At 46.4% G+C, this 20,046-nt stretch carries 34 protein-coding genes; 31 read left to right on the top strand and 3 right to left on the bottom strand.

Translation table 11 applies throughout. The annotated features are described in order from the left end of the window. Window positions 1–10 precede the first annotated feature (10 nt). The 31 genes from rpsJ (at window position 11) to rplQ (ending at window position 15,812) form a co-directional block, all read left to right on the top strand. Complete coding sequence (gene rpsJ / locus ONB37_04875) at window positions 11–319, top strand: 30S ribosomal protein S10 (GenBank protein ID MDZ7399484.1); 309 nt, start codon at window positions 11–13, stop codon at window positions 317–319. 107 nt (window positions 320–426) lie between these two features. Beyond that, entirely contained in the window at window positions 427–1,056 is a 630-nt protein-coding gene (gene rplC, locus ONB37_04870) for a 50S ribosomal protein L3 (protein MDZ7399483.1), read from the top strand. Window positions 1,057–1,086: 30 nt separating this feature from the next. Continuing rightward, window positions 1,087–1,716 carry a 50S ribosomal protein L4 gene (gene rplD, locus ONB37_04865; protein MDZ7399482.1) on the top strand — a complete coding sequence of 210 codons (630 nt, stop codon included), beginning with the start codon at window positions 1,087–1,089 and terminating at the stop codon, window positions 1,714–1,716. Further along, on the top strand, window positions 1,713–2,015 hold the full coding sequence (gene rplW / locus ONB37_04860) for a 50S ribosomal protein L23 (GenBank protein MDZ7399481.1): 303 nt from the start codon (window positions 1,713–1,715) through the stop codon (window positions 2,013–2,015). Before rplD ends, rplW begins: the two co-directional genes overlap by 4 nt. A gap of 38 nt (window positions 2,016–2,053) precedes the next feature. Further along, window positions 2,054–2,875, top strand: a complete 822-nt coding sequence (rplB, locus tag ONB37_04855; protein ID MDZ7399480.1) for a 50S ribosomal protein L2 — start codon at window positions 2,054–2,056, stop codon at window positions 2,873–2,875. An 11-nt stretch (window positions 2,876–2,886) separates the two neighbouring features. After that, window positions 2,887–3,171 carry a 30S ribosomal protein S19 gene (gene rpsS / locus ONB37_04850; GenBank protein ID MDZ7399479.1) on the top strand — a complete coding sequence of 95 codons (285 nt, stop codon included), beginning with the start codon at window positions 2,887–2,889 and terminating at the stop codon, window positions 3,169–3,171. A 56-nt stretch (window positions 3,172–3,227) separates the two neighbouring features. Further along, window positions 3,228–3,575: a 50S ribosomal protein L22 gene (rplV, locus tag ONB37_04845; protein MDZ7399478.1), complete on the top strand. Its 348-nt coding sequence runs from the start codon at window positions 3,228–3,230 to the stop codon at window positions 3,573–3,575. A 20-nt stretch (window positions 3,576–3,595) separates the two neighbouring features. Beyond that, window positions 3,596–4,231 carry a 30S ribosomal protein S3 gene (gene rpsC, locus ONB37_04840; GenBank protein MDZ7399477.1) on the top strand — a complete coding sequence of 212 codons (636 nt, stop codon included), beginning with the start codon at window positions 3,596–3,598 and terminating at the stop codon, window positions 4,229–4,231. Between the two features lie 97 nt (window positions 4,232–4,328). Further along, window positions 4,329–4,748, top strand: a complete 420-nt coding sequence (rplP, locus tag ONB37_04835) for a 50S ribosomal protein L16 (GenBank protein MDZ7399476.1) — start codon at window positions 4,329–4,331, stop codon at window positions 4,746–4,748. Between the two features lie 3 nt (window positions 4,749–4,751). Beyond that, window positions 4,752–4,973, top strand: a complete 222-nt coding sequence (rpmC, locus tag ONB37_04830; GenBank protein ID MDZ7399475.1) for a 50S ribosomal protein L29 — start codon at window positions 4,752–4,754, stop codon at window positions 4,971–4,973. A gap of 18 nt (window positions 4,974–4,991) precedes the next feature. Then, window positions 4,992–5,252 (top strand): 30S ribosomal protein S17, encoded by a 261-nt coding sequence (rpsQ, locus tag ONB37_04825; protein ID MDZ7399474.1) that lies wholly within the window; start codon window positions 4,992–4,994, stop codon window positions 5,250–5,252. Between the two features lie 48 nt (window positions 5,253–5,300). After that, the gene (gene rplN, locus ONB37_04820) at window positions 5,301–5,669 is read left to right on the top strand and encodes a 50S ribosomal protein L14 (protein ID MDZ7399473.1); all 369 of its coding nucleotides are present in this window, start codon (window positions 5,301–5,303) and stop codon (window positions 5,667–5,669) included. A gap of 23 nt (window positions 5,670–5,692) precedes the next feature. After that, complete coding sequence (rplX, locus tag ONB37_04815) at window positions 5,693–6,034, top strand: 50S ribosomal protein L24 (protein ID MDZ7399472.1); 342 nt, start codon at window positions 5,693–5,695, stop codon at window positions 6,032–6,034. 28 nt (window positions 6,035–6,062) lie between these two features. Beyond that, the gene (gene rplE, locus ONB37_04810) at window positions 6,063–6,623 is read left to right on the top strand and encodes a 50S ribosomal protein L5 (protein ID MDZ7399471.1); all 561 of its coding nucleotides are present in this window, start codon (window positions 6,063–6,065) and stop codon (window positions 6,621–6,623) included. A 52-nt stretch (window positions 6,624–6,675) separates the two neighbouring features. Beyond that, entirely contained in the window at window positions 6,676–6,861 is a 186-nt protein-coding gene (locus ONB37_04805) for a type Z 30S ribosomal protein S14 (GenBank protein ID MDZ7399470.1), read from the top strand. 40 nt (window positions 6,862–6,901) lie between these two features. Continuing rightward, complete coding sequence (gene rpsH / locus ONB37_04800) at window positions 6,902–7,300, top strand: 30S ribosomal protein S8 (protein ID MDZ7399469.1); 399 nt, start codon at window positions 6,902–6,904, stop codon at window positions 7,298–7,300. 26 nt (window positions 7,301–7,326) lie between these two features. Next, window positions 7,327–7,869: a 50S ribosomal protein L6 gene (rplF, locus tag ONB37_04795; GenBank protein MDZ7399468.1), complete on the top strand. Its 543-nt coding sequence runs from the start codon at window positions 7,327–7,329 to the stop codon at window positions 7,867–7,869. A gap of 57 nt (window positions 7,870–7,926) precedes the next feature. Next, a complete protein-coding gene (rplR, locus tag ONB37_04790) occupies window positions 7,927–8,301 on the top strand; it encodes a 50S ribosomal protein L18 (protein MDZ7399467.1) in 375 nt (124 codons plus the stop codon). A 20-nt stretch (window positions 8,302–8,321) separates the two neighbouring features. Next, on the top strand, window positions 8,322–8,846 hold the full coding sequence (gene rpsE, locus ONB37_04785) for a 30S ribosomal protein S5 (protein MDZ7399466.1): 525 nt from the start codon (window positions 8,322–8,324) through the stop codon (window positions 8,844–8,846). 40 nt (window positions 8,847–8,886) lie between these two features. Then, a complete protein-coding gene (gene rpmD, locus ONB37_04780) occupies window positions 8,887–9,084 on the top strand; it encodes a 50S ribosomal protein L30 (GenBank protein ID MDZ7399465.1) in 198 nt (65 codons plus the stop codon). A 49-nt stretch (window positions 9,085–9,133) separates the two neighbouring features. Continuing rightward, window positions 9,134–9,577 (top strand): 50S ribosomal protein L15, encoded by a 444-nt coding sequence (rplO, locus tag ONB37_04775; GenBank protein ID MDZ7399464.1) that lies wholly within the window; start codon window positions 9,134–9,136, stop codon window positions 9,575–9,577. After that, window positions 9,571–10,899: a preprotein translocase subunit SecY gene (secY, locus tag ONB37_04770; GenBank protein ID MDZ7399463.1), complete on the top strand. Its 1,329-nt coding sequence runs from the start codon at window positions 9,571–9,573 to the stop codon at window positions 10,897–10,899. The genes rplO and secY overlap by 7 nt, the downstream gene beginning before the upstream one ends. Window positions 10,900–11,009: 110 nt before the next feature. Next, entirely contained in the window at window positions 11,010–11,663 is a 654-nt protein-coding gene (locus ONB37_04765) for an adenylate kinase (GenBank protein ID MDZ7399462.1), read from the top strand. Next, window positions 11,660–12,415, top strand: coding sequence for a type I methionyl aminopeptidase (gene map, locus ONB37_04760; GenBank protein MDZ7399461.1), 756 nt, complete (start codon window positions 11,660–11,662; stop codon window positions 12,413–12,415). The genes ONB37_04765 and map overlap by 4 nt, the downstream gene beginning before the upstream one ends. 18 nt (window positions 12,416–12,433) lie before the next feature. After that, a complete protein-coding gene (infA, locus tag ONB37_04755) occupies window positions 12,434–12,652 on the top strand; it encodes a translation initiation factor IF-1 (protein ID MDZ7399460.1) in 219 nt (72 codons plus the stop codon). Window positions 12,653–12,672: 20 nt separating this feature from the next. After that, a complete protein-coding gene (gene rpmJ, locus ONB37_04750; protein ID MDZ7399459.1) occupies window positions 12,673–12,786 on the top strand; it encodes a 50S ribosomal protein L36 in 114 nt (37 codons plus the stop codon). Window positions 12,787–12,816: 30 nt separating this feature from the next. Next, entirely contained in the window at window positions 12,817–13,200 is a 384-nt protein-coding gene (rpsM, locus tag ONB37_04745; GenBank protein MDZ7399458.1) for a 30S ribosomal protein S13, read from the top strand. Window positions 13,201–13,250: 50 nt separating this feature from the next. Beyond that, complete coding sequence (gene rpsK / locus ONB37_04740; GenBank protein ID MDZ7399457.1) at window positions 13,251–13,640, top strand: 30S ribosomal protein S11; 390 nt, start codon at window positions 13,251–13,253, stop codon at window positions 13,638–13,640. 42 nt (window positions 13,641–13,682) lie between these two features. Next, window positions 13,683–14,312, top strand: coding sequence for a 30S ribosomal protein S4 (gene rpsD, locus ONB37_04735; protein MDZ7399456.1), 630 nt, complete (start codon window positions 13,683–13,685; stop codon window positions 14,310–14,312). Window positions 14,313–14,353: 41 nt separating this feature from the next. Next, complete coding sequence (locus ONB37_04730) at window positions 14,354–15,334, top strand: DNA-directed RNA polymerase subunit alpha (protein ID MDZ7399455.1); 981 nt, start codon at window positions 14,354–14,356, stop codon at window positions 15,332–15,334. A 22-nt stretch (window positions 15,335–15,356) separates the two neighbouring features. Beyond that, window positions 15,357–15,812: a 50S ribosomal protein L17 gene (gene rplQ / locus ONB37_04725; GenBank protein MDZ7399454.1), complete on the top strand. Its 456-nt coding sequence runs from the start codon at window positions 15,357–15,359 to the stop codon at window positions 15,810–15,812. 456 nt (window positions 15,813–16,268) lie between these two features. Here the strand turns inward: rplQ and ONB37_04720 are convergent, their stop codons facing one another. The 3 genes from ONB37_04720 to ONB37_04710 all read right to left on the bottom strand — a co-directional run bounded on the left by ONB37_04720 (window position 16,269) and on the right by ONB37_04710 (window position 19,577). Beyond that, window positions 16,269–17,009 (bottom strand): metal-dependent transcriptional regulator, encoded by a 741-nt coding sequence (locus ONB37_04720; GenBank protein MDZ7399453.1) that lies wholly within the window; start codon window positions 17,007–17,009, stop codon window positions 16,269–16,271. A 157-nt stretch (window positions 17,010–17,166) separates the two neighbouring features. Further along, a complete protein-coding gene (gene feoB / locus ONB37_04715; protein ID MDZ7399452.1) occupies window positions 17,167–19,155 on the bottom strand; it encodes a ferrous iron transport protein B in 1,989 nt (662 codons plus the stop codon). Next, entirely contained in the window at window positions 19,107–19,577 is a 471-nt protein-coding gene (locus ONB37_04710; GenBank protein MDZ7399451.1) for a transcriptional repressor, read from the bottom strand. The genes feoB and ONB37_04710 overlap by 49 nt, the downstream gene beginning before the upstream one ends. Window positions 19,578–20,046: the final 469 nt, after the last annotated feature.

Below are 20,046 nucleotides of genomic sequence, written 5' to 3'. Positions count from 1 at the left end.
GGAGCATAACATGGCTGGACAAAAAATACGAATCAAATTGAAAGCTTATGACCATCGTCTGATTGACAAATCGGCCGATAAAATCATCAAGACGGCCAAACAAACTGGGGCTCATATCTCGGGACCGATCCCTTTACCGACAAAACGCACAGTTTACACGGTATTGCGCTCGCCCCATGTAGATAAAAAGTCCCGCGAGCAATTTGAGACGAGGATTCATAAGCGGTTGATTGATATTTTAAACTCAAATCCCAAAACGGTGGATGCATTGATGAAATTAGAACTACCGGCAGGAGTGGATGTTGAGATCAAAGTATGATGCCAGCCTCACAACGCTAGAGCGAAGCCAATATCGCTCCATTATGGTTTTGTTAGATAGCAACAATGAGCAAAATGATAACCCATTTAATGAAATGAAGAACAATCATGAGTAGTCTAATCGGCAAAAAAATCGGAATGACACGGTATTTTGATGACAGTGGACAGAATGTGGTCGTCACGGTGCTGGAGGCTGGTCCCTGTTATGTTACCGACCTGCGCACGCGCGAAAAGCACGGTTATGATGCGGTGCAATTAGGTTTCGAACCAGTGCGCGAGAAGTTGATTACGCGTCCGCTTATGGGACACTTTAAGCGGGCCAACGTTAGACCGCTTCGAATTTTGAAGGAGTTTCGTAATTTTGATGGAATGAACAATTTGAAGTTGGGTGACGAGCTGAGGGTTAGTCTCTTTTCCGTTGGAGATCTGGTCTCGGTTACTGGGATCTCGAAAGGCAAGGGGTTTATGGGCGCAGTGAAACGGCATCATTTCCGCGGAGGCCCCAAAACCCATGGTCAAAGCGATCGACATCGCGCGCCGGGCTCATTAGGCCAGTCATCGTATCCTTCTCGCGTGTATAAGGGGTTGCGAATGGCGGGACGCATGGGCAATGAGCAAGTGACCGTTCGAAACCTTAAGGTGATTAAGGTGGATGTTGAAAAGAATTTGCTAATGGTGAAAGGTGCCGTCCCAGGTCGCAATCAAAATTTTGTGTTTATCAAGAAGCAGCAAGCCTAGTGAAAAGATGATGAGCTAAATGGAATGGATATGGAATTAGAAGTATTTAAAACAGATGGTGCATCCACGGGAAAGCCAGTGGAACTTCCAGATGAAGTCTTTGATGTTGAGCCGAACGATCATTTGATCTATCAAGCGGTTCGGACGCAGATGACGAATCGACATCAAGGGACAGCCGCAAGTCGCAACCGAGCGCTGGTACGAGGCGGAGGACGCAAACCCTGGCGGCAGAAAGGGAGAGGAACAGCCCGCGCTGGTACGATCCGGTCGCCATTGTGGGTTGGCGGCGGTCGGGTGTTTGGTCCGCAACCTCGCGAGCCCAAGATGAAGATCACTAAAGAGATGAAGCGTTTGGCACGGGGTTCTGCCTATACTTATAAGGCTAAAAGCAATGCAGTGATGGTGGTTGAGGATTTCAAGCTAACTCAGCCGAAGACTAAAGAAATGTATCAGATTCTCAAGAGTCTGAACATTGCGGATAAAAAGGTGCTGTTATTGACTACTGAGTATGATCCCATGCTGGTTCGAGCAGGTCGCAATATTCCTAATTTATTCATTCGACCAGCCACGGATGCATCAACGTATGATATTTTAAATTGCGAGATTTTGTTAATTCAGCAGAACGCGCTTGAAAAAATTGCAGAGGTTTGTGCCGCATGATGAAAACTAGCGAGATACTGATTAAACCGATCCTGACAGAAAAGATCCTGAAGCTTCAGGAGACGGATCGCAAATATGCCTTTAAAGTGGCTCGGAATGCAAACAAGATCATGGTAAAACAAGCGGTGCAGCGCCGTTTTGATGTGACTGTGGAAAATGTTCGCATCATCAATGTCAAAGGTAAGGCAAAGCAGATGAATACGCGACGCGGCATTACTCGTGGCAAGCGTTCCGATTGGAAAAAAGCGATAGTCACGCTTCGAGAAGGGGATTCAATTAATTTCTTTGAAGCCGCGTAGCACGAGATGGTGAGATGGCATGGTAGTGGAGAGAGAACATGGGTATTAAATCGTTTAAACCAATAACCCCGACATTGCGGTTCAAGACCGTATCGACTTTTGAAGAGATCACGAAGACCGAGCCGGAACGCGCGCTTTTGGTGCCATTGAAGAAGACTGGGGGCCGCAACAATATGGGCCGGATTACCTGTCGCCATAGAGGTGGTGGTCACAAACGGGCATATCGGATCATTGATTTTAAGCGGGATAAGATAGACATTCCAGCCAGAGTTACGGCCATTGAATATGATCCCAATCGCACAGCTCGGATTGCTCTGTTGACCTATGCAGATGGGGAAAAACGTTATATTCTATGTCCCGTAGGTTTGAACGTGAATGACACGGTCATCGCCTCGGACCGGGCGGAGATTCATGTTGGAAATCATTTACCGTTGCGGAATATTCCGCTGGGCTCGCTGATCCATAATATTGAAATGAAAATCGGTAAGGGGGGCCAGTTGGCTCGAAGTGCAGGTAGCTATGCCCAACTCATCGCCAAAGAGCAACGATACGCTCAGATCAAATTGCCGTCGGGCGAGGTTCGGATGGTGTTATTAGACTGTCGAGCAACCCTTGGACAAGTGAGCAATGTCGAGCATGAGAACATTTCAATTGGCAAAGCTGGTAGGACGCGTTGGTTGGGTTTTCGGCCCAAGGTTCGCGGCGTGGCAATGAATCCGGTGGATCATCCGATGGGAGGCGGTGAGGGGAAGTCATCAGGTGGTCGACATCCTTGTTCACCATGGGGACTGCTATCCAAAGGGAAAAAGACACGCAAACGAAAGAATTCAGATTCCTTAATCATTAAGCGAAGAAAATAGGTTGCAGAATTATGGCAAGATCAGTCAAAAAAGGTCCGTATGTGGACGTCAAACTGCTGAAAAAGATCCAATTGCTGAACCAGTCCAACCAGAAACGTGTGATCAAAACCTGGGCTCGCGCGAGTACGATTACCCCAGATTTTGTCGGCCATACCATCGCGGTCCACAATGGGAACAAATTTATCCCGATATTTATCACCGAGAATATGGTGGGGCATCGGTTGGGCGAATTTGCATTGACACGGACGTTTCGCGGGCACGCAGGCAAATCGGATAAGAAAACAAAGGTAAAATAGAGCAAACGAAAGCAAAGGAAGCTAAAGGGCCTTAATGGCGCAAATGGAGTAATGGAATGGAAGCGAAAGCAGTGGCGAGATTTGTGAGGATGTCCCCTCGAAAGATTCGGCGGGTCGCTGAGCTGATTCGGGGCAAGAATGTAGGGGAAGCCATTAACATTTTGCATTTTACGCGGAAAGCGGCCACCGAACCGCTCGAGAAAGCATTACGCTCGGCGGTTGCTAACATGCTGAATGTGGAAGGCAGTTCGAAAGTGGATCCCGATACATTATATATCAAAGAATTGCGTGTTGATGAGGGAATTACTTTAAGACGGTTCCGGGCTGCCTCGATGGGGCGAGCAGTGAGAATTCGCAAACGCACCAGCCACATCACTGTTAAAGTGGCCGAAGTGGAAAAGTAAGTTTGAATGAGGAGGAACGTTTGGGACAGAAAGTTAATCCGATCGGTTTGAGATTGGGGATCAATCGGACCTGGGAGTCCAACTGGTTCGATGAGCGCAATTTCGATGAAAAGCTGACAGAAGATCTAACCATTCGAAAATATGTTCGTGCGCGCTTGGAACATGCCGGTGTGTCACGGATCGAGATTGAGCGGACTGCCAAAAAGATCACATTGACGATCCACACGGCGCGTCCTGGGATCGTGATTGGCCGCAAGGGGGCTGAAGTCGACAAATTGAAAGTGGAATTGCAGAAAGTCACTGGAAAAGAGATCCAGCTCAATATCGAAGAGATCAAGCGACCAGAACTGGATGCGTATCTGGTGGCTCGCAATGTGGCGAATCAAATTGAATCCAAGATCGGCTTTCGGCGCGCTATGAAAAAGGCGATCATGTCGGCGCGCCGGATGGGAGCTGAGGGGGTGAAAATCCGCTGTGCTGGACGGCTTGGAGGTGCTGAAATGGCCAGGACGGAGCAATATAAAGAGGGCCGGATCCCATTGCACACGCTTCGATCGGATATCGATTATGCATCGACGATTGCAAAAACCACCTATGGTGTCATCGGTGTGAAGGTATGGATTTGCAAAGGGGAGAAATTCACCCCAGAAGGCTAATAGCGATCAAAGGATGGTGAAGGATCAATCGGTGAGGTCTGCTGGCGCCATGAGGCGCAATGAATAGAAAGCAGCTTTTTTGTGGAGAATACCAGTCATGTTAATGCCAAAGCGGACGAAATATCGAAAACAACAACGCGGAAGACGACGGGGCAAGGCCTATCGTGGCGCCACAGTCGAATTCGGAGAATATGGCTTAAAAGCATTGGAACCGGCTTGGATCACGAGTCGCCAGATCGAGGCCGCTCGTATTGCAATTACCCGTCATATCAAACGAGGCGGTCGGGTATGGATTCGCATTTTCCCGGACAAACCAGTGACCAAAAAACCAGCGGAAACCCGAATGGGAAAGGGCAAGGGTGCTCCCGAGTTCTGGGTAGCCGTGGTAAAGCCAGGCCGGATTCTATTTGAAATTGAAGGCGTCAGTCGCGATGTGGCGCAAGAAGCCATTCGACTGGCAGCTCATAAATTGCCGATTAAGACCAAATTTGTGTCACGATCTGATTTTGGAGTGTAAACGATGAAGATAGATGAGATTGCCCAATTGCCTGAGGCAGAGATCCGACAGCGCTTGGAAGATGCTCAGGAAGAACTGCAGAACTTGAAATTTCAACACGCTACCCATCAGCTTGATAATCCGTTGCGGATTCGCACGGTGCGGCGTGATATTGCGCGGCTGAAGACGGTGTTGCGCGAGATCGAATTGGGGATCAGGACCCCGGTGGCACAAAGTAATGAATAATGTGGAGTATAATTAGCTATGACAACAGTGCGGAACCAGCGCAAAATAAAGATCGGACGAGTTCTGAGCGATAAAATGAACAAAAGTCGCGTGATCATTGTCGAACGGAATGTTCGTCAACCCATCTATGGCAAATTTATTAAAAAAAGCAGCAAGTTTATGGCCCATGATGAGAACAATGAAAGCCACGTGGGCGATCTGGTCAAAATAATGGAGACTCGTCCGCTAAGCCGTCGCAAACGGTGGCGGCTAGTTGAAATTATTGAACGCGCAAAATAGTGAATGATCCAGAAGCGATTTAGTTTAGCGGAGGAGCAATAGGTAGCGATGATACAGGAATATACAAGATTGAATGTGGCGGATAATACTGGCGCAAAAAAGGTGATGTGCATTCGGATACTGGGTGGAAGCAAACGGAAATATGCCAGTGTTGGCGATGTGATCGTAGTAACGGTAAAATCTGCCATCCCGGGAGGCTCTGTAAAGAAGGGAGATATCAGCAAAGCTGTTGTAGTTCGTACCAAAAAGGAAGTTGGGCGAAAGGATGGCAGCTATATTCGCTTCGATGAGAATGCGGCGGTTTTAATCAATGAGCAAAGTGAGCCGAAGGGTACGCGTATCTTTGGGCCGGTTGCCAGAGAGTTGCGAGATCAGCAATTCATGAAGATAATTTCGTTAGCACCAGAAGTGTTATAATCAAAATTAGGGTTGGATAAGTCATGCATATTAAAAAAGATGACATGGTACAAATAATCACCGGCGATGATCGCGGTAAGCAAGGACGGGTGCTGAAGGTATTCCCAGATAAGAATCGCATCATTGTGGAAGGGGTCAACTTTATTAAGCGTCATATGCGACCGAGTCAGAAATTGCCCCAGGGAGGAATTGTGGAACGGGAAGCACCGATCCATGCTTCCAACGCGATGGTGATCTGCCCGAAGTGCAATAAGTTAACCACGACAGGGATGAAGCCGGTGGTCGATACCACCAAAGGCCGCACGAGCCGTGTGCGCTATTGCAAGAAGTGTGGTGAGATGATTGTCACCAAGGTATCCAAATAAAGAATATTAAAGCTGAATAGGGAAAAAGATGGATTATTTTCCAAGATTGCTAAAAAAATATCGAGAAGAGATTGTCCCGGCGCTGCAAAAAAAGTTCAACTACAAAAATGTGATGCAGGTGCCGAAGCTAGAAAAGATTGTCATTAACATGGGGGTAGGGGAGGCGATTGAAAACAGCAAGCTGTTGGACACTGCAGTGGAAGAACTGATGCAAATTGCAGGGCAGCGACCTGTGATTTCGAAAGCGAAGAAGTCCATTTCGAATTTTAAGCTTCGTGCTGGGGTGCCCATTGGCTGTTTTGTGACATTGCGCGGTTGGCGAATGTACGAGTTTCTTGATCGACTTCTCAACATTGCGGTTCCGCGCGTGCGCGATTTCCGCGGTTTTTCCGATCGTTCCATGGATGGCAGGGGAAATTTTTCATTAGGATTGAAAGAACAGATCGTGTTTCCAGAGATCAATTACGACAAGATCGATAAAATTCGCGGCATGAATATCACAATTGTTACAACTGCGAAGACAGATGAAGAGGGATATGAGTTACTATCTGCCCTGGGGGTGCCTTTCGCTAAAAAGGGCAAAGCGTAGAAGTGAATTGGTCAATCGCCTATAATTTGGATAAATTGAGGAGATAACAACTTTGGCACGAAAAGCACTGATCGTTAAAGCCAAGAAGCAACCGAAATTCAAAGTGAGACAACATAATCGCTGCTCACGCTGCGGGCGACCTCGTGGCTACTATCGAAAGTTTGGCCTGTGTCGCATTTGTTTTCGAGAATTAGCCCTACAAGGGCAGATCCCTGGCGTGGTGAAAGCAAGTTGGTAAATGCAATTAGATGAAATTTTAGGTAATGGAGAGACAACTCATGTCGATGACTGATCCGATTGCGGATTATTTGACGCGAATTCGAAATGCAATTAAAGCTAAACATGCGAAGGTGGATATTCCTTATTCGCGCATCAAAGAGGAGATCACTCGAATCTTGCTGGAATACCGCTATATTCAAAACTACATCAAGATCGATGATGGGAAGCAGGGCATCATTCGGATATATTTGAAATACGATGAAGCTGAGACGAGCGCGATCACCAAATTGCAGCGGGTGAGCAAGCCAGGCCTACGTCAATATGTTGGGGCGACAGAGATTCCTCGAGTTATGAATAATTTGGGAATAGCGATTCTTTCTACGTCAAAGGGCGTGGTTACCGATCGAGAAGCACGCCAATTTGGTGTTGGCGGAGAGGTGTTGTGTTATATCTGGTAGGACTATAAAGCGAAGGAGTTTAAAAATTGTCACGAGTTGGTAGAAAGCCGATAGCGGTTCCTCCCGGCATCGGCATAACGATAGCTGATCAGGTCATTACGATTTCTAAGGGAAATCAATCGCTGCAACAGACAATTCATCCGGCGATCACCGTGGAATATCAGCCAGAGGAGAAACTGATCCGAGTGCAACGACCAAGCGATAGCAAATTTCACCGAGCGCTGCACGGTCTTTACCGTTCATTGATCCAGAACATGGTGATGGGATTGGAAAAGGGATTTTCTCGGAAGCTGGAGATTGTTGGCGTTGGCTATCGAGCGGAGCTTAAAAATAAAGCATTGATGCTCTATCTGGGATATTCGCATCCGATTTTGTTCAAGCCTCCAGAGGGGATAACCATCAAATTGGAGAGCCCCACGGCAATTATCGTGAGTGGGATCGATAAGCAATTGGTGGGGCAGGTGGCGGCCAAAATACGATCGTTCCGGCCACCAGAGCCTTATAAGGGCAAAGGGATCAAATACGAGAATGAATATATTGCTCGCAAAGCGGGCAAGACCGCAGGCTAAAGATTCGTACGCATAAATATTAGTTGATTGGACCTAATTAAACCATACGATGAAATTATGAGATTAAGCAGAAAACAACACGACTATGCTCGATTGCGCAAGAAGCAGCATATTAGAAAGCGGGTGTTCGGCACTCCAGAACGGCCGCGACTGGTGGTCTATAAGAGTCTGAAGCATACCTATGCGCAATTAGTGGATGATGTGAATCAGCGCACGCTAACAGGGGTTTCAACCTTAACCAAAGAGCTGTTGCCAGAGGTCGAGCAGGCCAAGACCAAATTAAAGCAAGCAGAAGTAGTGGGAGCTGGTATTGCGAAAAAGGCATTGGCGCTCAATGTGGATAAGGTGGTGTTTGATCGCAATGGCTATATCTATCATGGTCGAGTGAAGGCAGTGGCCGATGCTGCCCGCAAAGGTGGTTTGAAGTTCTAACGAAAAACGTGGAGAGAGCAATTGTGAAAAGAGTAGAACGCATCAGTCCTGGAGAACTGGATCTCAAAGAACGCGTGGTTCAAGTGAATCGGGTTGCCAAAGTGGTCAAAGGGGGGCGACGGTTTAGTTTTAATGCCATTGTTGTGGTTGGTGACGGTAATGGCCACGTGGGGATTGGTCTTGGCAAGGCGAACGAAGTAACTGACGCAATCACCAAAGGAACCGATAACGCGAAGAAAAATCTGGTTCGAGTTCCAGTGATCAATGGGACGATTCCTCATGCCATTACAGCCAAATTCGGTGCCGCTAAAGTATTTCTGAAGCCGGCGTCCCCAGGAACTGGTGTGATCGCTGGTGGAGCGGTTCGAGCGGTACTGGACGCGGCGGGCATCAAAAACATCCTTACCAAATCCCTTGGCTCGTCCAATCCGCATAATGTCGTAAAAGCGACAATGAAAGCACTGAATGAATTGCTGGATGTTCAACAGGTGGCTAAGAAAAAGGGTGTGAGCTACAAAGAGGTGTTCACTAAACCATTATCGTGAAAATTTGGGATGATAACCAGCAGCAAAATTGAGAAACGAAATGAGCAGCGAAAAGATCAAAAAATTGAGAATCACTTTGAAACGCAGTCCTATTGATTATAGCGAGAAGCAGAAGATCACGGTGCGAACGTTAGGATTGCGCCGAATGCATCAAACGGTCGAGCATCGAGATACGCCACAAATTCGCGGGATGATTAAAAAAGTAAGTCATCTAGTTGAGGTGGAAGAGATCGAATAATCAGCAAGTCAATTTTTGGGGGACTGAAGATAAAGCTGTTGAGGATGATATGAATTTAGGGAGTTTAACTTATGCACCTGGCTCTCGCAAGAAGCGGAAGCGTGTGGGGCGAGGTGAAGGTTCGGGACATGGCAGTACCTCTGGCCGTGGTGAAAAAGGTGCGCGTTCGAGGTCTGGTTTCAAAAGCAAATTAGGCTTTGAAGGTGGGCAGACTCCGCTTCAGCGCCGGCTACCAAAACGAGGTTTCCATAATCGTTTTAAAAAAGAATTTCAGATCGTGAATTTGAAGGACCTGGAACGGTTGAGTGAGGTAACCGTTATCAACCCCCAAGTGCTTTATGAGCGGGGATTGATCAGCAAGCGGCATGTGCCGGTGAAAATCCTGGGAGACGGTGAGGTGACGCGACAACTGGAAGTTAGCGCTCATGCATTCAGCCAATCAGCCAGGGATAAGATCACAGCGGCTCAAGGAAGGGTTGACCTATTATGTTGAAAACTGTCCAAAGCATATTCAAAATCCCAGATCTGAAAAAGCGAATTATTTTTACTATTCTGATTTTGATCGTTTATCGCATTGGTGGTCATATTCCAGTCCCAGGAATCAACGGTAAAGCTTTGTTCGATTATTTTTCTCAGGAGAGCAGCATTTTCAACCTCTACGATATGTTTGCTGGAGGAGCGCTGTTGCAGGCCACCGTGTTTGCATTGGGTATTATGCCCTATATTTCATCGTCAATTATCCTGCAATTGTTGGGGGCGGTAATCCCTTATTTTCAGAAATTGCAGAAAGAGGGTGAGGAGGGGCGGAAAAAGATCACCCAATACACACGCTACGGGACGGTGCTCATCGCTTCGCTTCAGGCGTACGGTTTGGCGGTGTTCCTTGAGAGTATTAGCAATCCGGCAATGGCGACCCCCATCGTGCCGAACCCAGGCATGATGTTTCGGATCTTCACCATGATCACCATGGCTAGCGGTTGTGTGCTGATTATGTGGCTGGGCGAGCAGATCACCGAACGCGGCATTGGCAATGGTATATCTTTGATCATTTTTGTGGGAATTGTGGCGCGGTTTCCTAATGCGATCATCACAGAACTGCAGCAAGTATTTGAAAAGATCCGCAGCCCCATCACTGAAATCTTTTTATGGGCGCTGATGATCGCAACTGTAGCGGCTGTCGTGCTGCTCACACAGGGCACCCGCAAAATCCCAGTCCAATATGCCAAGCGCGTCATCGGCAGAAAGGTATATGGGGGCCAGAGCACCCATATTCCTTTGCGAGTCAATACGGCGGGAGTGATGCCGATCATCTTTGCCCAATCGATCATGTTTATCCCAGGAACGATCAAAACGTTATTTCGTCAGAATGAATTCATCGAGACGTTAGCTGGCTATTTCGATTATACCTCAGTGCTTTACTGGATCATCTATGGTGCGCTGATCGTGTTCTTCACATATTTTTATACGGCGATTGCCTTCAATCCAGTGGATGTCGCTGATAACATGAAAAAGTCCGGCGGTTTCATCCCCGGAGTTCGACCTGGGAAAAAAACAGCCGAATTCATTGATAATATCCTGACTCGGATCACGTTACCAGGATCGATCTTTTTGGCTTTGGTGGCGATTTTCCCATATTTCATCACCAAATTCATTAATGTCTCATATTATTTCGCATCGTTCTTTGGGGGGACTTCGTTATTGATTATCGTAGGCGTCGCCCTGGACACCTTGCAACAGATCGAATCTCATTTGCTGATGCGGCACTATGATGGCTTTTTGAAAGGCGGAAGAATCAGAGGCCGAAGGCGATTTTAAGGCTCAAAGGGATGAGATCGGAATAGTTTTTGAGATACTTGCGTATCAATTGGTTGATAACGATCGGATGACAGATCGGCTCATGAAGGGGTGCTTTTGAAAGGACAATCATGCAGTTGGTGATGTTAGGTGCTCCTGGCGTTGGCAAAGGAACTCAGGGAAAATTATTAAGTTCATATTATCAGATTCCTAATATCTCCACCGGGGATATGTTGCGCGAAGCTGTATCCCAAGGGACGCCACTGGGCTTAAGCGCTAAGGGTTATATGGATCAGGGACAATTGGTGCCCGATGAGGTGATGATTGGATTAATCAAAGAGCGGCTGGGAAGCTCGGATTGTGCTCGAGGCTTTATTCTCGATGGTTATCCGAGAACCGTGCCGCAAGCCGAAGCGCTCGATCATTATCTCGCCCAGATTAAAAAACCGATTGATGCGGTGATCGAATTAGAATTGGCGGAAGCTGAGATTGTGAAGCGGTTGTCAAGTCGACGGATTTGCCAGGGATGCGGAAAAGATTTTAATTTGATCAGTAATCCGCCGCCCGCTGACAATAAATGTCCGATCTGTGGAGGGGCAATTATCCAACGGCCAGATGATACCCCTGAAACAGTGAAAACTCGGTTGGCGGTATATCAACAAAAGACAAAACCACTGAAAGAATATTATCAAAAGAGCGATCGGCTGAAAATATTTCCAGCCAATGGGAGTGTGGAGCAAATTCAAAATCGGATTCGATCGTTCCTGGATGTCAAGTTTCGATGATTATTATTAAGAGTCCCAGAGAAATAGAGCTGATCAGAAATAGCTGTCGCATCGTTGTCGATACATTTCATTATATTGAACAATTTATTCGCCCAGAAATCACCACGCTTGAGATTGATCGTCTGGTCGAGCAATATATTCGATCGCGCGGAGCGCGCCCAGCATTCAAGGGGTATCGCGGATTTCCAGCTAGCGTTTGTATCTCAATTGATGCTGAAGTGGTTCATGGGGTGCCAAAGCAGCGAAAGTTGAAGCCAGGTCAAATTGTCAGCATCGACATCGGGGTAGAATATCAAAATTATTTCGGAGATGGGGCGAAGACGTTCGTAATCGGAGAGGTCCCAGAAAAGACCCAACGATTGCTGCGAGTCACGCGCGAAGCGTTGTACAAAGGGATCGAGGTTGCTCAAAGCGGACGGCGTCTATCTGATATATCGCACACAATCCAATCGCATGTGGAACAAGCGGGATTTTCCGTGGTGCGTGATCTGGTGGGTCATGGGGTTGGAAGAAAGCTCCATGAAGACCCCCAAATTCCGAATTATGGTCCTCCGAATCGAGGGCCGCGGTTAAAGCCAGGGATGACCTTGGCTATCGAACCAATGGTGAATATGGGTGGCTATGAGGTCGAATTTGATGAGCATGATAAATGGACCGTTCGCACTGTGGACGGTTTGCCATCAGCCCATTTTGAACATACGATTGCAATTACAGAAAATGGGGCGGATGTTCTAACTGATGGCCTGTTGTAACCAAAGCGGAGCATTGTTATGCCAAAGGAAGAACCAATAAAAGTTGACGGAACGATTATTGAAACTCTTCCCAATGCATCATTCAAGGTTGAATTGGAAAATGGACATCAAGTATTAGCACATATTTCAGGCAAGATGCGAATGCATTTCATCAAGATCTTGCCTGGCGATAAAGTGACGGTAGAGCTGTCGCCTTATGATCTGACGCGGGGGCGCATTACCTATCGTTATAAATGATAAATTAGCTTGGAGAGGCCATGAAAGTACGATCTTCAGTGAAAAAAATATGTGAGGGGTGCAAGATTATCAAGCGCAAGGGCAGACTCAGAGTCATTTGCAAGAATCCACGTCATAAGCAGCGACAGGGATAAGGATCAAACTTATATTTGTAGGAGGTAATTTTGGCTCGAATCGCAGGGGTCGATCTTCCCAAAGAGAAGCGGTTGGAAACCGCATTGACTTATATTTTCGGCATTGGTCGAACGTTGTCCCGTGAGGTCATTGAGAAAGCTCAGGTGAATCCTGATACGCGAGTGAAGGATTTGACCAATGAGGAGATCGGTAGAATCCGAAATGTGTTAGGCGATTACAAAGTTGAGGGCGCATTGCGCACTGAGATCGCCATGAATATTAAGCGATTGATGGATATTGGCTGCTATCGAGGCATTCGGCATCGACGCGGCTTGCCGGTTCGTGGACAGAGGACGCATACCAACGCGCGGACCCGGACGGGAAGGCGCAGAACCGTGATCGGTGCGAAGAAAGCAAAAGCAAAAAGCAGCTAACGAACCACCAAGATTCGGTGTGAAGCAGATAATGATTGAGGAGGCAAACTTTGGCGAAATCAAAACCGAAACGGACCAAGAAGCGCGAAAAAGTTGAAGCGACAGGCGTAGCCCATATCAAATCGACATTCAACAATACAATTGTATCGCTAACCGATAATTATGGTAATGTGATTTCATGGGCATCTGCTGGTCGTGTCGGATACAAAGGTTCCAGAAAAAGCACGCCCTTTGCGGCTCAATTAGCAGCCGAGACGGCGGCAAAGGAAGCATTAGAACTGGGATTACGAAAAGTGGAAGTTCTCGTGAAGGGACCCGGAGCTGGACGAGAGGCAGCGGTGCGCTCCATTCAAGCGGCTGGATTGCAGATCACTGCGATCAAAGATGTGACACCGATCCCTCATAATGGCTGCCGTCCGCCGAAACGACGTCGGGTTTAACAATCAGATTTGAATGAAATGCGATATGGAGGTTTTATATAAATGGCAAGATATAGTGGTCCTGACTGCAAATTGTGCCGCCGAGAAGGCCAAAAGTTGTTTTTGAAGGGGATTAAATGTAATACCAATAAATGCCCATTCGAGCGCAAAGGGTATGCACCAGGTCAGCATGGGCGCACACGCCGGTTCAAACAAAGTGAATATGGCTTACAGCTTCGCGAAAAACAGAAAGTGCGTCGCATTTACGGTATCCTGGAACGCCAGTTCAAAAACTACTTTGAGGCCGCAGAACGGATGAAAGGAATTACTGGCGAAACGCTATTGCAATTCTTAGAGCGGCGTCTGGATAATGTGATATTTCGTCTTGGATTTGCACCATCGCGGAAGAGCGCACGATTGCTGGTCAGACATAGACATTTTTTAGTGAACGATCAAATTGTCGATACCCCCTCATATTTATTGAAAGCTGGTGACGTGGTCAAAGTTCGGGACAAAAGCAAGAAGATGGCGCTCATTCATAGCTCATTGCGCAAAATCAAAGATGATCGCCAATATCCCTGGTTGCTCCTGGACAAGGCTAATCTCACCGGCACTTTCGTAAACGTTCCGGCTCGAGCTGAGCTACCCGAGCCGATCAACGAATCCTTAATTGTTGAATTGTATTCCAAGTAATATGATAAACCATCAATCCATGAGGAGTTTGATTGATGAATTTGCCAACTTTAAAAATGCCAGAGAGCATTGAGTTAGATGAAGCAACGTACACCAATACCTACGGCAAATTTACAGTGCAGCCGTTAGAACGAGGGTTTGGTGTAACCATTGGTAATGCCCTGCGGCGGGTGTTGCTGTCATCATTGCCAGGGGCAGCAATCACATCGGTTCGGTTTGAGAATGTGCTGCATGAGTTCTCCACCATCCCTGGGGTAGTGGAGGATGTGGCAGAGATCATTTTAAACCTGAAACAGGTTCGAATTAAGCTGCTCAATAAACGACCGGACAAAGTGACGCTCGATTTGAAGGGGCCAATGGAGTTCAAAGCGCGAGACATCATGAACGGCACCACAGATTTTGAGATTTTGAATCCAGATCTTCATCTAGCCACATTGAACGAGGACGCGCATTTTCGGGTCGAATTGAAAATTGGCAGAGGGAAGGGATATGTTTCCGCTGAAGAAAACAAATTGCCCGATCAGCCCATTGGCACTATCCCGATCGATGCCATTTTCTCTCCAGTAAAGAAAGTGGGTTACAAAGTGGAAAATACCCGCGTTGGCCAGAAGGTCGATTATGAGCGGTTGATCCTCGAAATTGAAACCGATGGCAGTATCACTCCGGACGATGCGCTGACCTATGCTGGCAAGATATTAAAAGATCATATCCAACTATTTATTAATTTCGATATCGAACCAGAGCAGGAAGAAAGCCCAGAGATCGATGAGGAAGTGCTGCGCATTCGGAAGTTGCTGAAGATGAGTGTTGATGAATTAGAACTGTCGGTCCGATCGCACAATTGTCTTTTAGCGGCAAATATCAAGACCATTGGTGACCTGGTAAGACGCGATGAGCAGGAAATGTTGAAGTTCCGAAATTTTGGAAGAAAGTCGTTATCAGAATTGACTAAGATTCTGGAAGAGAAGGGCCTGCATTTTGGAATGGATGTGGATAAGTATTTGAAAACCGAAAATTATTGATGCAATCGAGGATAACGAGATCATGAGACATCGAAAATCGTTTAGCCAATTGGGCCGACCGGCCAGCCATCGACGGGCGATGTTAGCGAACCTGGTAACCCAACTCTTTACGCATAAGAAGATTCGCACAACCACAGCGAAAGCCAAAGCGCTACGTCCTTTGGCCGAACGGCTCATTGGTTTTGCCAAAAAAGGTACGCTGCATGCTCGCCGGTTAGTCCTGAGAATTGTCCGCGACCAACATGTGGTCAAAGAGCTATTTACCGACATCGCTCCAGTATATGCCACCCGAAATGGAGGCTATACCCGCATTGTCAAACTGGGACGACGCTCGGGCGATGGCGCCGAGCTCGCTTACGTCGAGCTCGTCGATTTTGAGTCGGTTCGTAAAGAAAAGAAGGAAAAGAAAAAAGCTGAAAAGGAGTCCGCTACTGAGAAAAAAGCCGAAACGAAAGAAGAAGTGGAAGCCGAAGAATAGTTGCAAGTCAAAAATAGACAGATTAGGGCAACCCAAAAGGTTGCCTTTTTTGTTTGTCCCTGAATGAGCAACGGCATTCCAGATGGGGATCTGGTTCGGATATCCAAATCTACTGACAGCCGTTTATTCGAGTCCTTGCCACAGAATTGCTCTCATGCCTGCGAATTCAGCCATCTTCAAGTTTGATTCACACAGAAACCATTTTAAAGAAATTGCCGCCCTATTTGAAGTAGCAATGATCGATCTGAATTTGGTAGTTAGAGTTGTATCCAATTAAATATCAGCAGAAAGCCAAAGTAATTTTCACGCTTCGTGATCCGACCTGGAACGCCATCCGAATCATTCGTTCGAAAAAATTCCGCTTTTGTCATCAATTTGTAAAATCATCTTCCAGTGATGAGTGAACTATCGTGAGCGCCCTAATTTGCTTTCATGGCTGGTAACATCAAATCACAATTAGCCTTCAGACGCTGGATCCTTTGTTGCGACTGATCCTGATTGGAGCTCCCAAACGAGAATGTCATTAGCGATCTCTTCATCCAAAGCGATCTGAGTGTGATCGGTTCGTATCACCAGTGCTGGATATTTTTGATGGATCCAGATGATAGCACCAGGTCGAATGCCCAGTTGCGTCAATTGATGCATGCGGGAATTCGATCGCGTGTTAATGTAGGCGATCCGAGCCTGCTGACCCACCTGGAGCTGGTTTAGATTTTTGGTCGCTGACTCAATAGAGCGCTTTGCTTCGCGACAGCAATTGCCTTCTGGAATGGGTAGCCCATGGGGACAAATCTTCGGGTGGCCTAATAATGTGCAAATCCCATCGACAATCTCGGGGACGATGATATGCTCAAACTCGCAGGCACTGGTCTCAGCATGATCCAATTTCATATTCAACACGTCGGTGAGCAATCGTTCAGCCAATCGATGAGAACGGACCAATTGCCTGGCTTTTTCATACCCTGCTGGAGTGAATTTCAATTCCGTTTCGCTTTGTTCAATATATCCCATCGATTGTAATTCTTCCGCTACCCCTGGTTGCCAGTCAAATTCCTCATGGATCATAAATTTCTTGAGATTGGTGCCGTGGCGCTCCTGCATGTACCAGAGGATTTCAAGATATTCATCCAATGTTTTACGGCGGTGTTGTCGTCGCCAGCGACCCGGGTAATGCTGATGTCTTCGTTTTGCTCCCATTTTATGGACTCCTGAATTTTTAATAGAGCCAGTGAACGATAATGAATAAATACGGCTTGAATTGGATCGATATATTTGTCGTCAGCTAATTTTGCGCATGCCGAATCTCTGTTTGAAAGAATTGCTCTCTTTGCATTAATTGATTTCCGTTTTGGAATCACCATCTCAGCACGAGATTGACCATCCCCCCAATCACGAAAGCAGCGATGGTAATGATCATGACCATGAACAGGGCAGGCTTCCATCTCAATTCTTTGATCATCGCCATGACATTGGAAATGCAGGGCACAAAGAGCGTAATGACGATCACAGCGACGATAATTTGAATGGTAGTGAGCTCGCCGCGCTGAACCATGTTCAAGATCAACACGGCGCCCGCCTCGGATCGAGCAAGGCTCATGACCAGAGCTTCCGAAAACTGAATGGGCAAATTTAGCCAGTTGACGACAACGGGGCGCAATCCCCACTCCAATAAGTTGATTCCCCCAGTCTCGTGCAGTACAAATAGGATCAATGCGCCGAACATAAAAAGTGGAACCGCTTCTTTGACAAACCAACTGGTTCGGTAATAGGTTTTGCGCAGCAACTGTCTGAGGTCTGGAAGGCGAATTGGCGGGATCTCCAATAAAAAATCCTGCGGTTGCTGCTCCGGTACAATGCGATTGAGCACCAGGCCTGCAAAGATTTCCACAAATAAAAGAACCAGCATGACGATAATGAAGGCGAAGATGGGCTGTGTCGCAAGAACTGCGATATTGACGCTCATTTGGCTGGAACAAGGGATCGCCAGACCGATTAAGAAAATGGCGATATATTTCTCTTTTTTTGAATCCAAAATGCGAGTGGAGAGCGTCGCCATGGTTTTACATCCAAAACCCAAGACAATGGGCAAAATTGATTTGCCGCTCAGGCCAAATTTCTTAAAAAGCCGATTTGTCAGAATAACCAGATTTGTGAGATAGCCTACGTCTTCTAATAAATTGAGCAGCAAGAAGAACAAGGTAATAATCGGCAAAACCGTGCCAATGGCATTGAACAACCCCGTGGTCAGGATCCCATAGTTGCCGATGAAAAATCTGGCAATGATCCCGGAGGGGATAACCGTTTCTAACCAGGATACAAGTGGGGCGAATAAATAATAATCCAATATATCGACCAAAAAAACTGCGCCGAATTTCCCTACGATAAAATAGATCAACGCGATGGCCAGGGCAACAATCAACCACCCATAGAGTGGGTGCCTGGAAATCTCGCCAAATTTTTGAATGCCAAATTGTGTCAATTGCTTTTTGTGAGAGACGGTTCGCTGGATGATGTTTTGGATCCAGAGGTGCTGAGCATTAAGGATGATGATGGATAGATTCACCATGTGCTGATCGAGAAATCGAGCGTGCTGCGCTTTGACTTTTGTTGCCAGTTCAGCACCATAGTTTTCTTCGATCCACTTTAGAGCGAAGGGATCTTCCAGTGCCAGCAGCATCATGATGGCTCGAGGTGGCTTGTGTTTAGCCGGAAACAGCGATGAAATCTCTTGGTAAAATTGTTGAACTAACTGCGGGTAACTGGGCCGATGCGGCCGAGACCCTAATGTTGTAATAGCTTTTTTGATCGCATCAATTCCTTTGCCCTCAATTGCGATCGTTTCAATCACTGGTACCCCCAACAATTCCGAAAGCACGCGCGTTTGGATTCGGATCCGCTGTTTTGCTGTTTCATCAATCATGTTCAAAATAATGACCAGGGGGATATCCAATTCTATCAGTTGAGCAGTTAAAAGCAATGATGATTCTAATTTGGCGGCTTCAATTACCTGGAGCAAAATTTCTGGATGATAATTGAAAATCACATCGCGCGTAAGCTGTCCTTCTTCAGAGGGATGATCGAGCCGATAAATGCCGGCACCATCGATTAGCTCAAACTCCTTGCCAGAGAGTTTTATGGCATCGATATTCAGATCAACGGTCGTAAATGGATAGTTCGCCGTGATAGCATACTTGCGTGCCAATTGATTGAAGATCGAAGTTTTTCCGACATTTGGATTCCCAATTAAAAGGATAACGTTTTTATGGTAATCGACCCGCATAGCTTTGGTCGAATTCAATGATCGGTTTGCATTCGATTTTTGCTGATCAGTTGTTGCTGACATTGGTGGCAGATCCCATATATTTCTAATTTATGGCTTTCAATTTTGAATTGATATTGCTGAGCAACTCGTTGTTGATCCATTTCGATGGTGGCACTTTGGAACTCGAAAATGCGACCGCAGTGCGTGCAGATCAAATGATCATGATGTTCGCGATCTGAAACCACTACCTCAAAGAACCCGCGCTTTTCGCCAAAAGTATGCTCCATGAGAATACCGCAATCAACCAACAGTCTGATGGTTCGGTAGACTGTTGCGATACCGATCCCTGGGTCGATGGCAAGCATTTGCTGATAAATCTGATCCACCGTGAAATGATCGCTGGTTTGAAGGATATTTTCGAAGATCAGATCACGTCTTCGGGACGATTTTAGGCGGTTCGTCTGAATAAATTGCTGATATCGCATCGCTAATTCGGTGCGCATAGCAAAACTCCACTTTGTTTTCGATAATGATAACTATTATCAAAATCAATATAGCGATTTTCCGCTTCAATTGCAAGCGATTTTTATCCAAACAAGTCGCGGAGAAAGGTCATTGAATAGGATCTATTAACTTTCACTATTTCAAATTTAAAAATTGACTCCTCCAAGTTAAGCAGTTCAAAGCATCCAGCTCATCGAAGCATGATTTGGCAATCGAGATGACGACCAATTTTTCAATTTTTTATCTTGGGAACATGGGAACAATCCATCCCATTGGGCTTGAGCAAATTGAGAAGGGAAAATGAATAAGTGTCAGGTCAAAATATGAATTGAATTTCGGGAATGCACCGCGATTTAGATTTGTTCAGGCCCTGTCCTAACTCAACGCAAAATTAAAATTTTTTAATTGACATTTTGGATTTAATTTTATATATTCATTTGGCTGAAAAAAAATGATATTAATGACCTC

The organism is candidate division KSB1 bacterium (genome assembly GCA_034506395.1).
Lineage (GTDB): Bacteria > Zhuqueibacterota > Zhuqueibacteria > Thermofontimicrobiales > Thermofontimicrobiaceae > Thermofontimicrobium.
The sequence above is the reverse complement of the archived record's forward strand: the minus strand, read 5'-3'. Positions and strand labels throughout refer to the sequence as shown.

Excerpts from the sequence above, each read along its gene's own strand:
- rplC (MDZ7399483.1), top strand. The coding sequence starts at position 427 with ATGAGTAGTCTAATCGGCAAAAAAATCGGAATGACACGGTATTTTGAT.
- rplQ (MDZ7399454.1), top strand. The coding sequence starts at position 15,357 with ATGAGACATCGAAAATCGTTTAGCCAATTGGGCCGACCGGCCAGCCAT.
- rplN (MDZ7399473.1), top strand. The coding sequence starts at position 5,301 with ATGATACAGGAATATACAAGATTGAATGTGGCGGATAATACTGGCGCA.
- rpsH (MDZ7399469.1), top strand. The coding sequence starts at position 6,902 with ATGTCGATGACTGATCCGATTGCGGATTATTTGACGCGAATTCGAAAT.
- ONB37_04765 (MDZ7399462.1), top strand. The coding sequence starts at position 11,010 with ATGCAGTTGGTGATGTTAGGTGCTCCTGGCGTTGGCAAAGGAACTCAG.
- rplX (MDZ7399472.1), top strand. The coding sequence starts at position 5,693 with ATGCATATTAAAAAAGATGACATGGTACAAATAATCACCGGCGATGAT.
- rplW (MDZ7399481.1), top strand. The coding sequence starts at position 1,713 with ATGATGAAAACTAGCGAGATACTGATTAAACCGATCCTGACAGAAAAG.
- rpmD (MDZ7399465.1), top strand. The coding sequence starts at position 8,887 with ATGAGCAGCGAAAAGATCAAAAAATTGAGAATCACTTTGAAACGCAGT.
- rpmJ (MDZ7399459.1), top strand. The coding sequence starts at position 12,673 with ATGAAAGTACGATCTTCAGTGAAAAAAATATGTGAGGGGTGCAAGATT.
- rplP (MDZ7399476.1), top strand. The coding sequence starts at position 4,329 with ATGTTAATGCCAAAGCGGACGAAATATCGAAAACAACAACGCGGAAGA.
- rplE (MDZ7399471.1), top strand. The coding sequence starts at position 6,063 with ATGGATTATTTTCCAAGATTGCTAAAAAAATATCGAGAAGAGATTGTC.
- feoB (MDZ7399452.1), bottom strand. The coding sequence starts at position 19,155 with ATGTCAGCAACAACTGATCAGCAAAAATCGAATGCAAACCGATCATTG.
- rplD (MDZ7399482.1), top strand. The coding sequence starts at position 1,087 with ATGGAATTAGAAGTATTTAAAACAGATGGTGCATCCACGGGAAAGCCA.
- rpsJ (MDZ7399484.1), top strand. The coding sequence starts at position 11 with ATGGCTGGACAAAAAATACGAATCAAATTGAAAGCTTATGACCATCGT.
- rplB (MDZ7399480.1), top strand. The coding sequence starts at position 2,054 with ATGGGTATTAAATCGTTTAAACCAATAACCCCGACATTGCGGTTCAAG.
- infA (MDZ7399460.1), top strand. The coding sequence starts at position 12,434 with ATGCCAAAGGAAGAACCAATAAAAGTTGACGGAACGATTATTGAAACT.
- rpmC (MDZ7399475.1), top strand. The coding sequence starts at position 4,752 with ATGAAGATAGATGAGATTGCCCAATTGCCTGAGGCAGAGATCCGACAG.
- ONB37_04720 (MDZ7399453.1), bottom strand. The coding sequence starts at position 17,009 with ATGGGAGCAAAACGAAGACATCAGCATTACCCGGGTCGCTGGCGACGA.
- rplR (MDZ7399467.1), top strand. The coding sequence starts at position 7,927 with ATGAGATTAAGCAGAAAACAACACGACTATGCTCGATTGCGCAAGAAG.
- rpsD (MDZ7399456.1), top strand. The coding sequence starts at position 13,683 with ATGGCAAGATATAGTGGTCCTGACTGCAAATTGTGCCGCCGAGAAGGC.
- rpsQ (MDZ7399474.1), top strand. The coding sequence starts at position 4,992 with ATGACAACAGTGCGGAACCAGCGCAAAATAAAGATCGGACGAGTTCTG.
- rplO (MDZ7399464.1), top strand. The coding sequence starts at position 9,134 with ATGAATTTAGGGAGTTTAACTTATGCACCTGGCTCTCGCAAGAAGCGG.
- rpsS (MDZ7399479.1), top strand. The coding sequence starts at position 2,887 with ATGGCAAGATCAGTCAAAAAAGGTCCGTATGTGGACGTCAAACTGCTG.
- map (MDZ7399461.1), top strand. The coding sequence starts at position 11,660 with ATGATTATTATTAAGAGTCCCAGAGAAATAGAGCTGATCAGAAATAGC.
- ONB37_04710 (MDZ7399451.1), bottom strand. The coding sequence starts at position 19,577 with ATGCGCACCGAATTAGCGATGCGATATCAGCAATTTATTCAGACGAAC.
- secY (MDZ7399463.1), top strand. The coding sequence starts at position 9,571 with ATGTTGAAAACTGTCCAAAGCATATTCAAAATCCCAGATCTGAAAAAG.
- rplV (MDZ7399478.1), top strand. The coding sequence starts at position 3,228 with ATGGAAGCGAAAGCAGTGGCGAGATTTGTGAGGATGTCCCCTCGAAAG.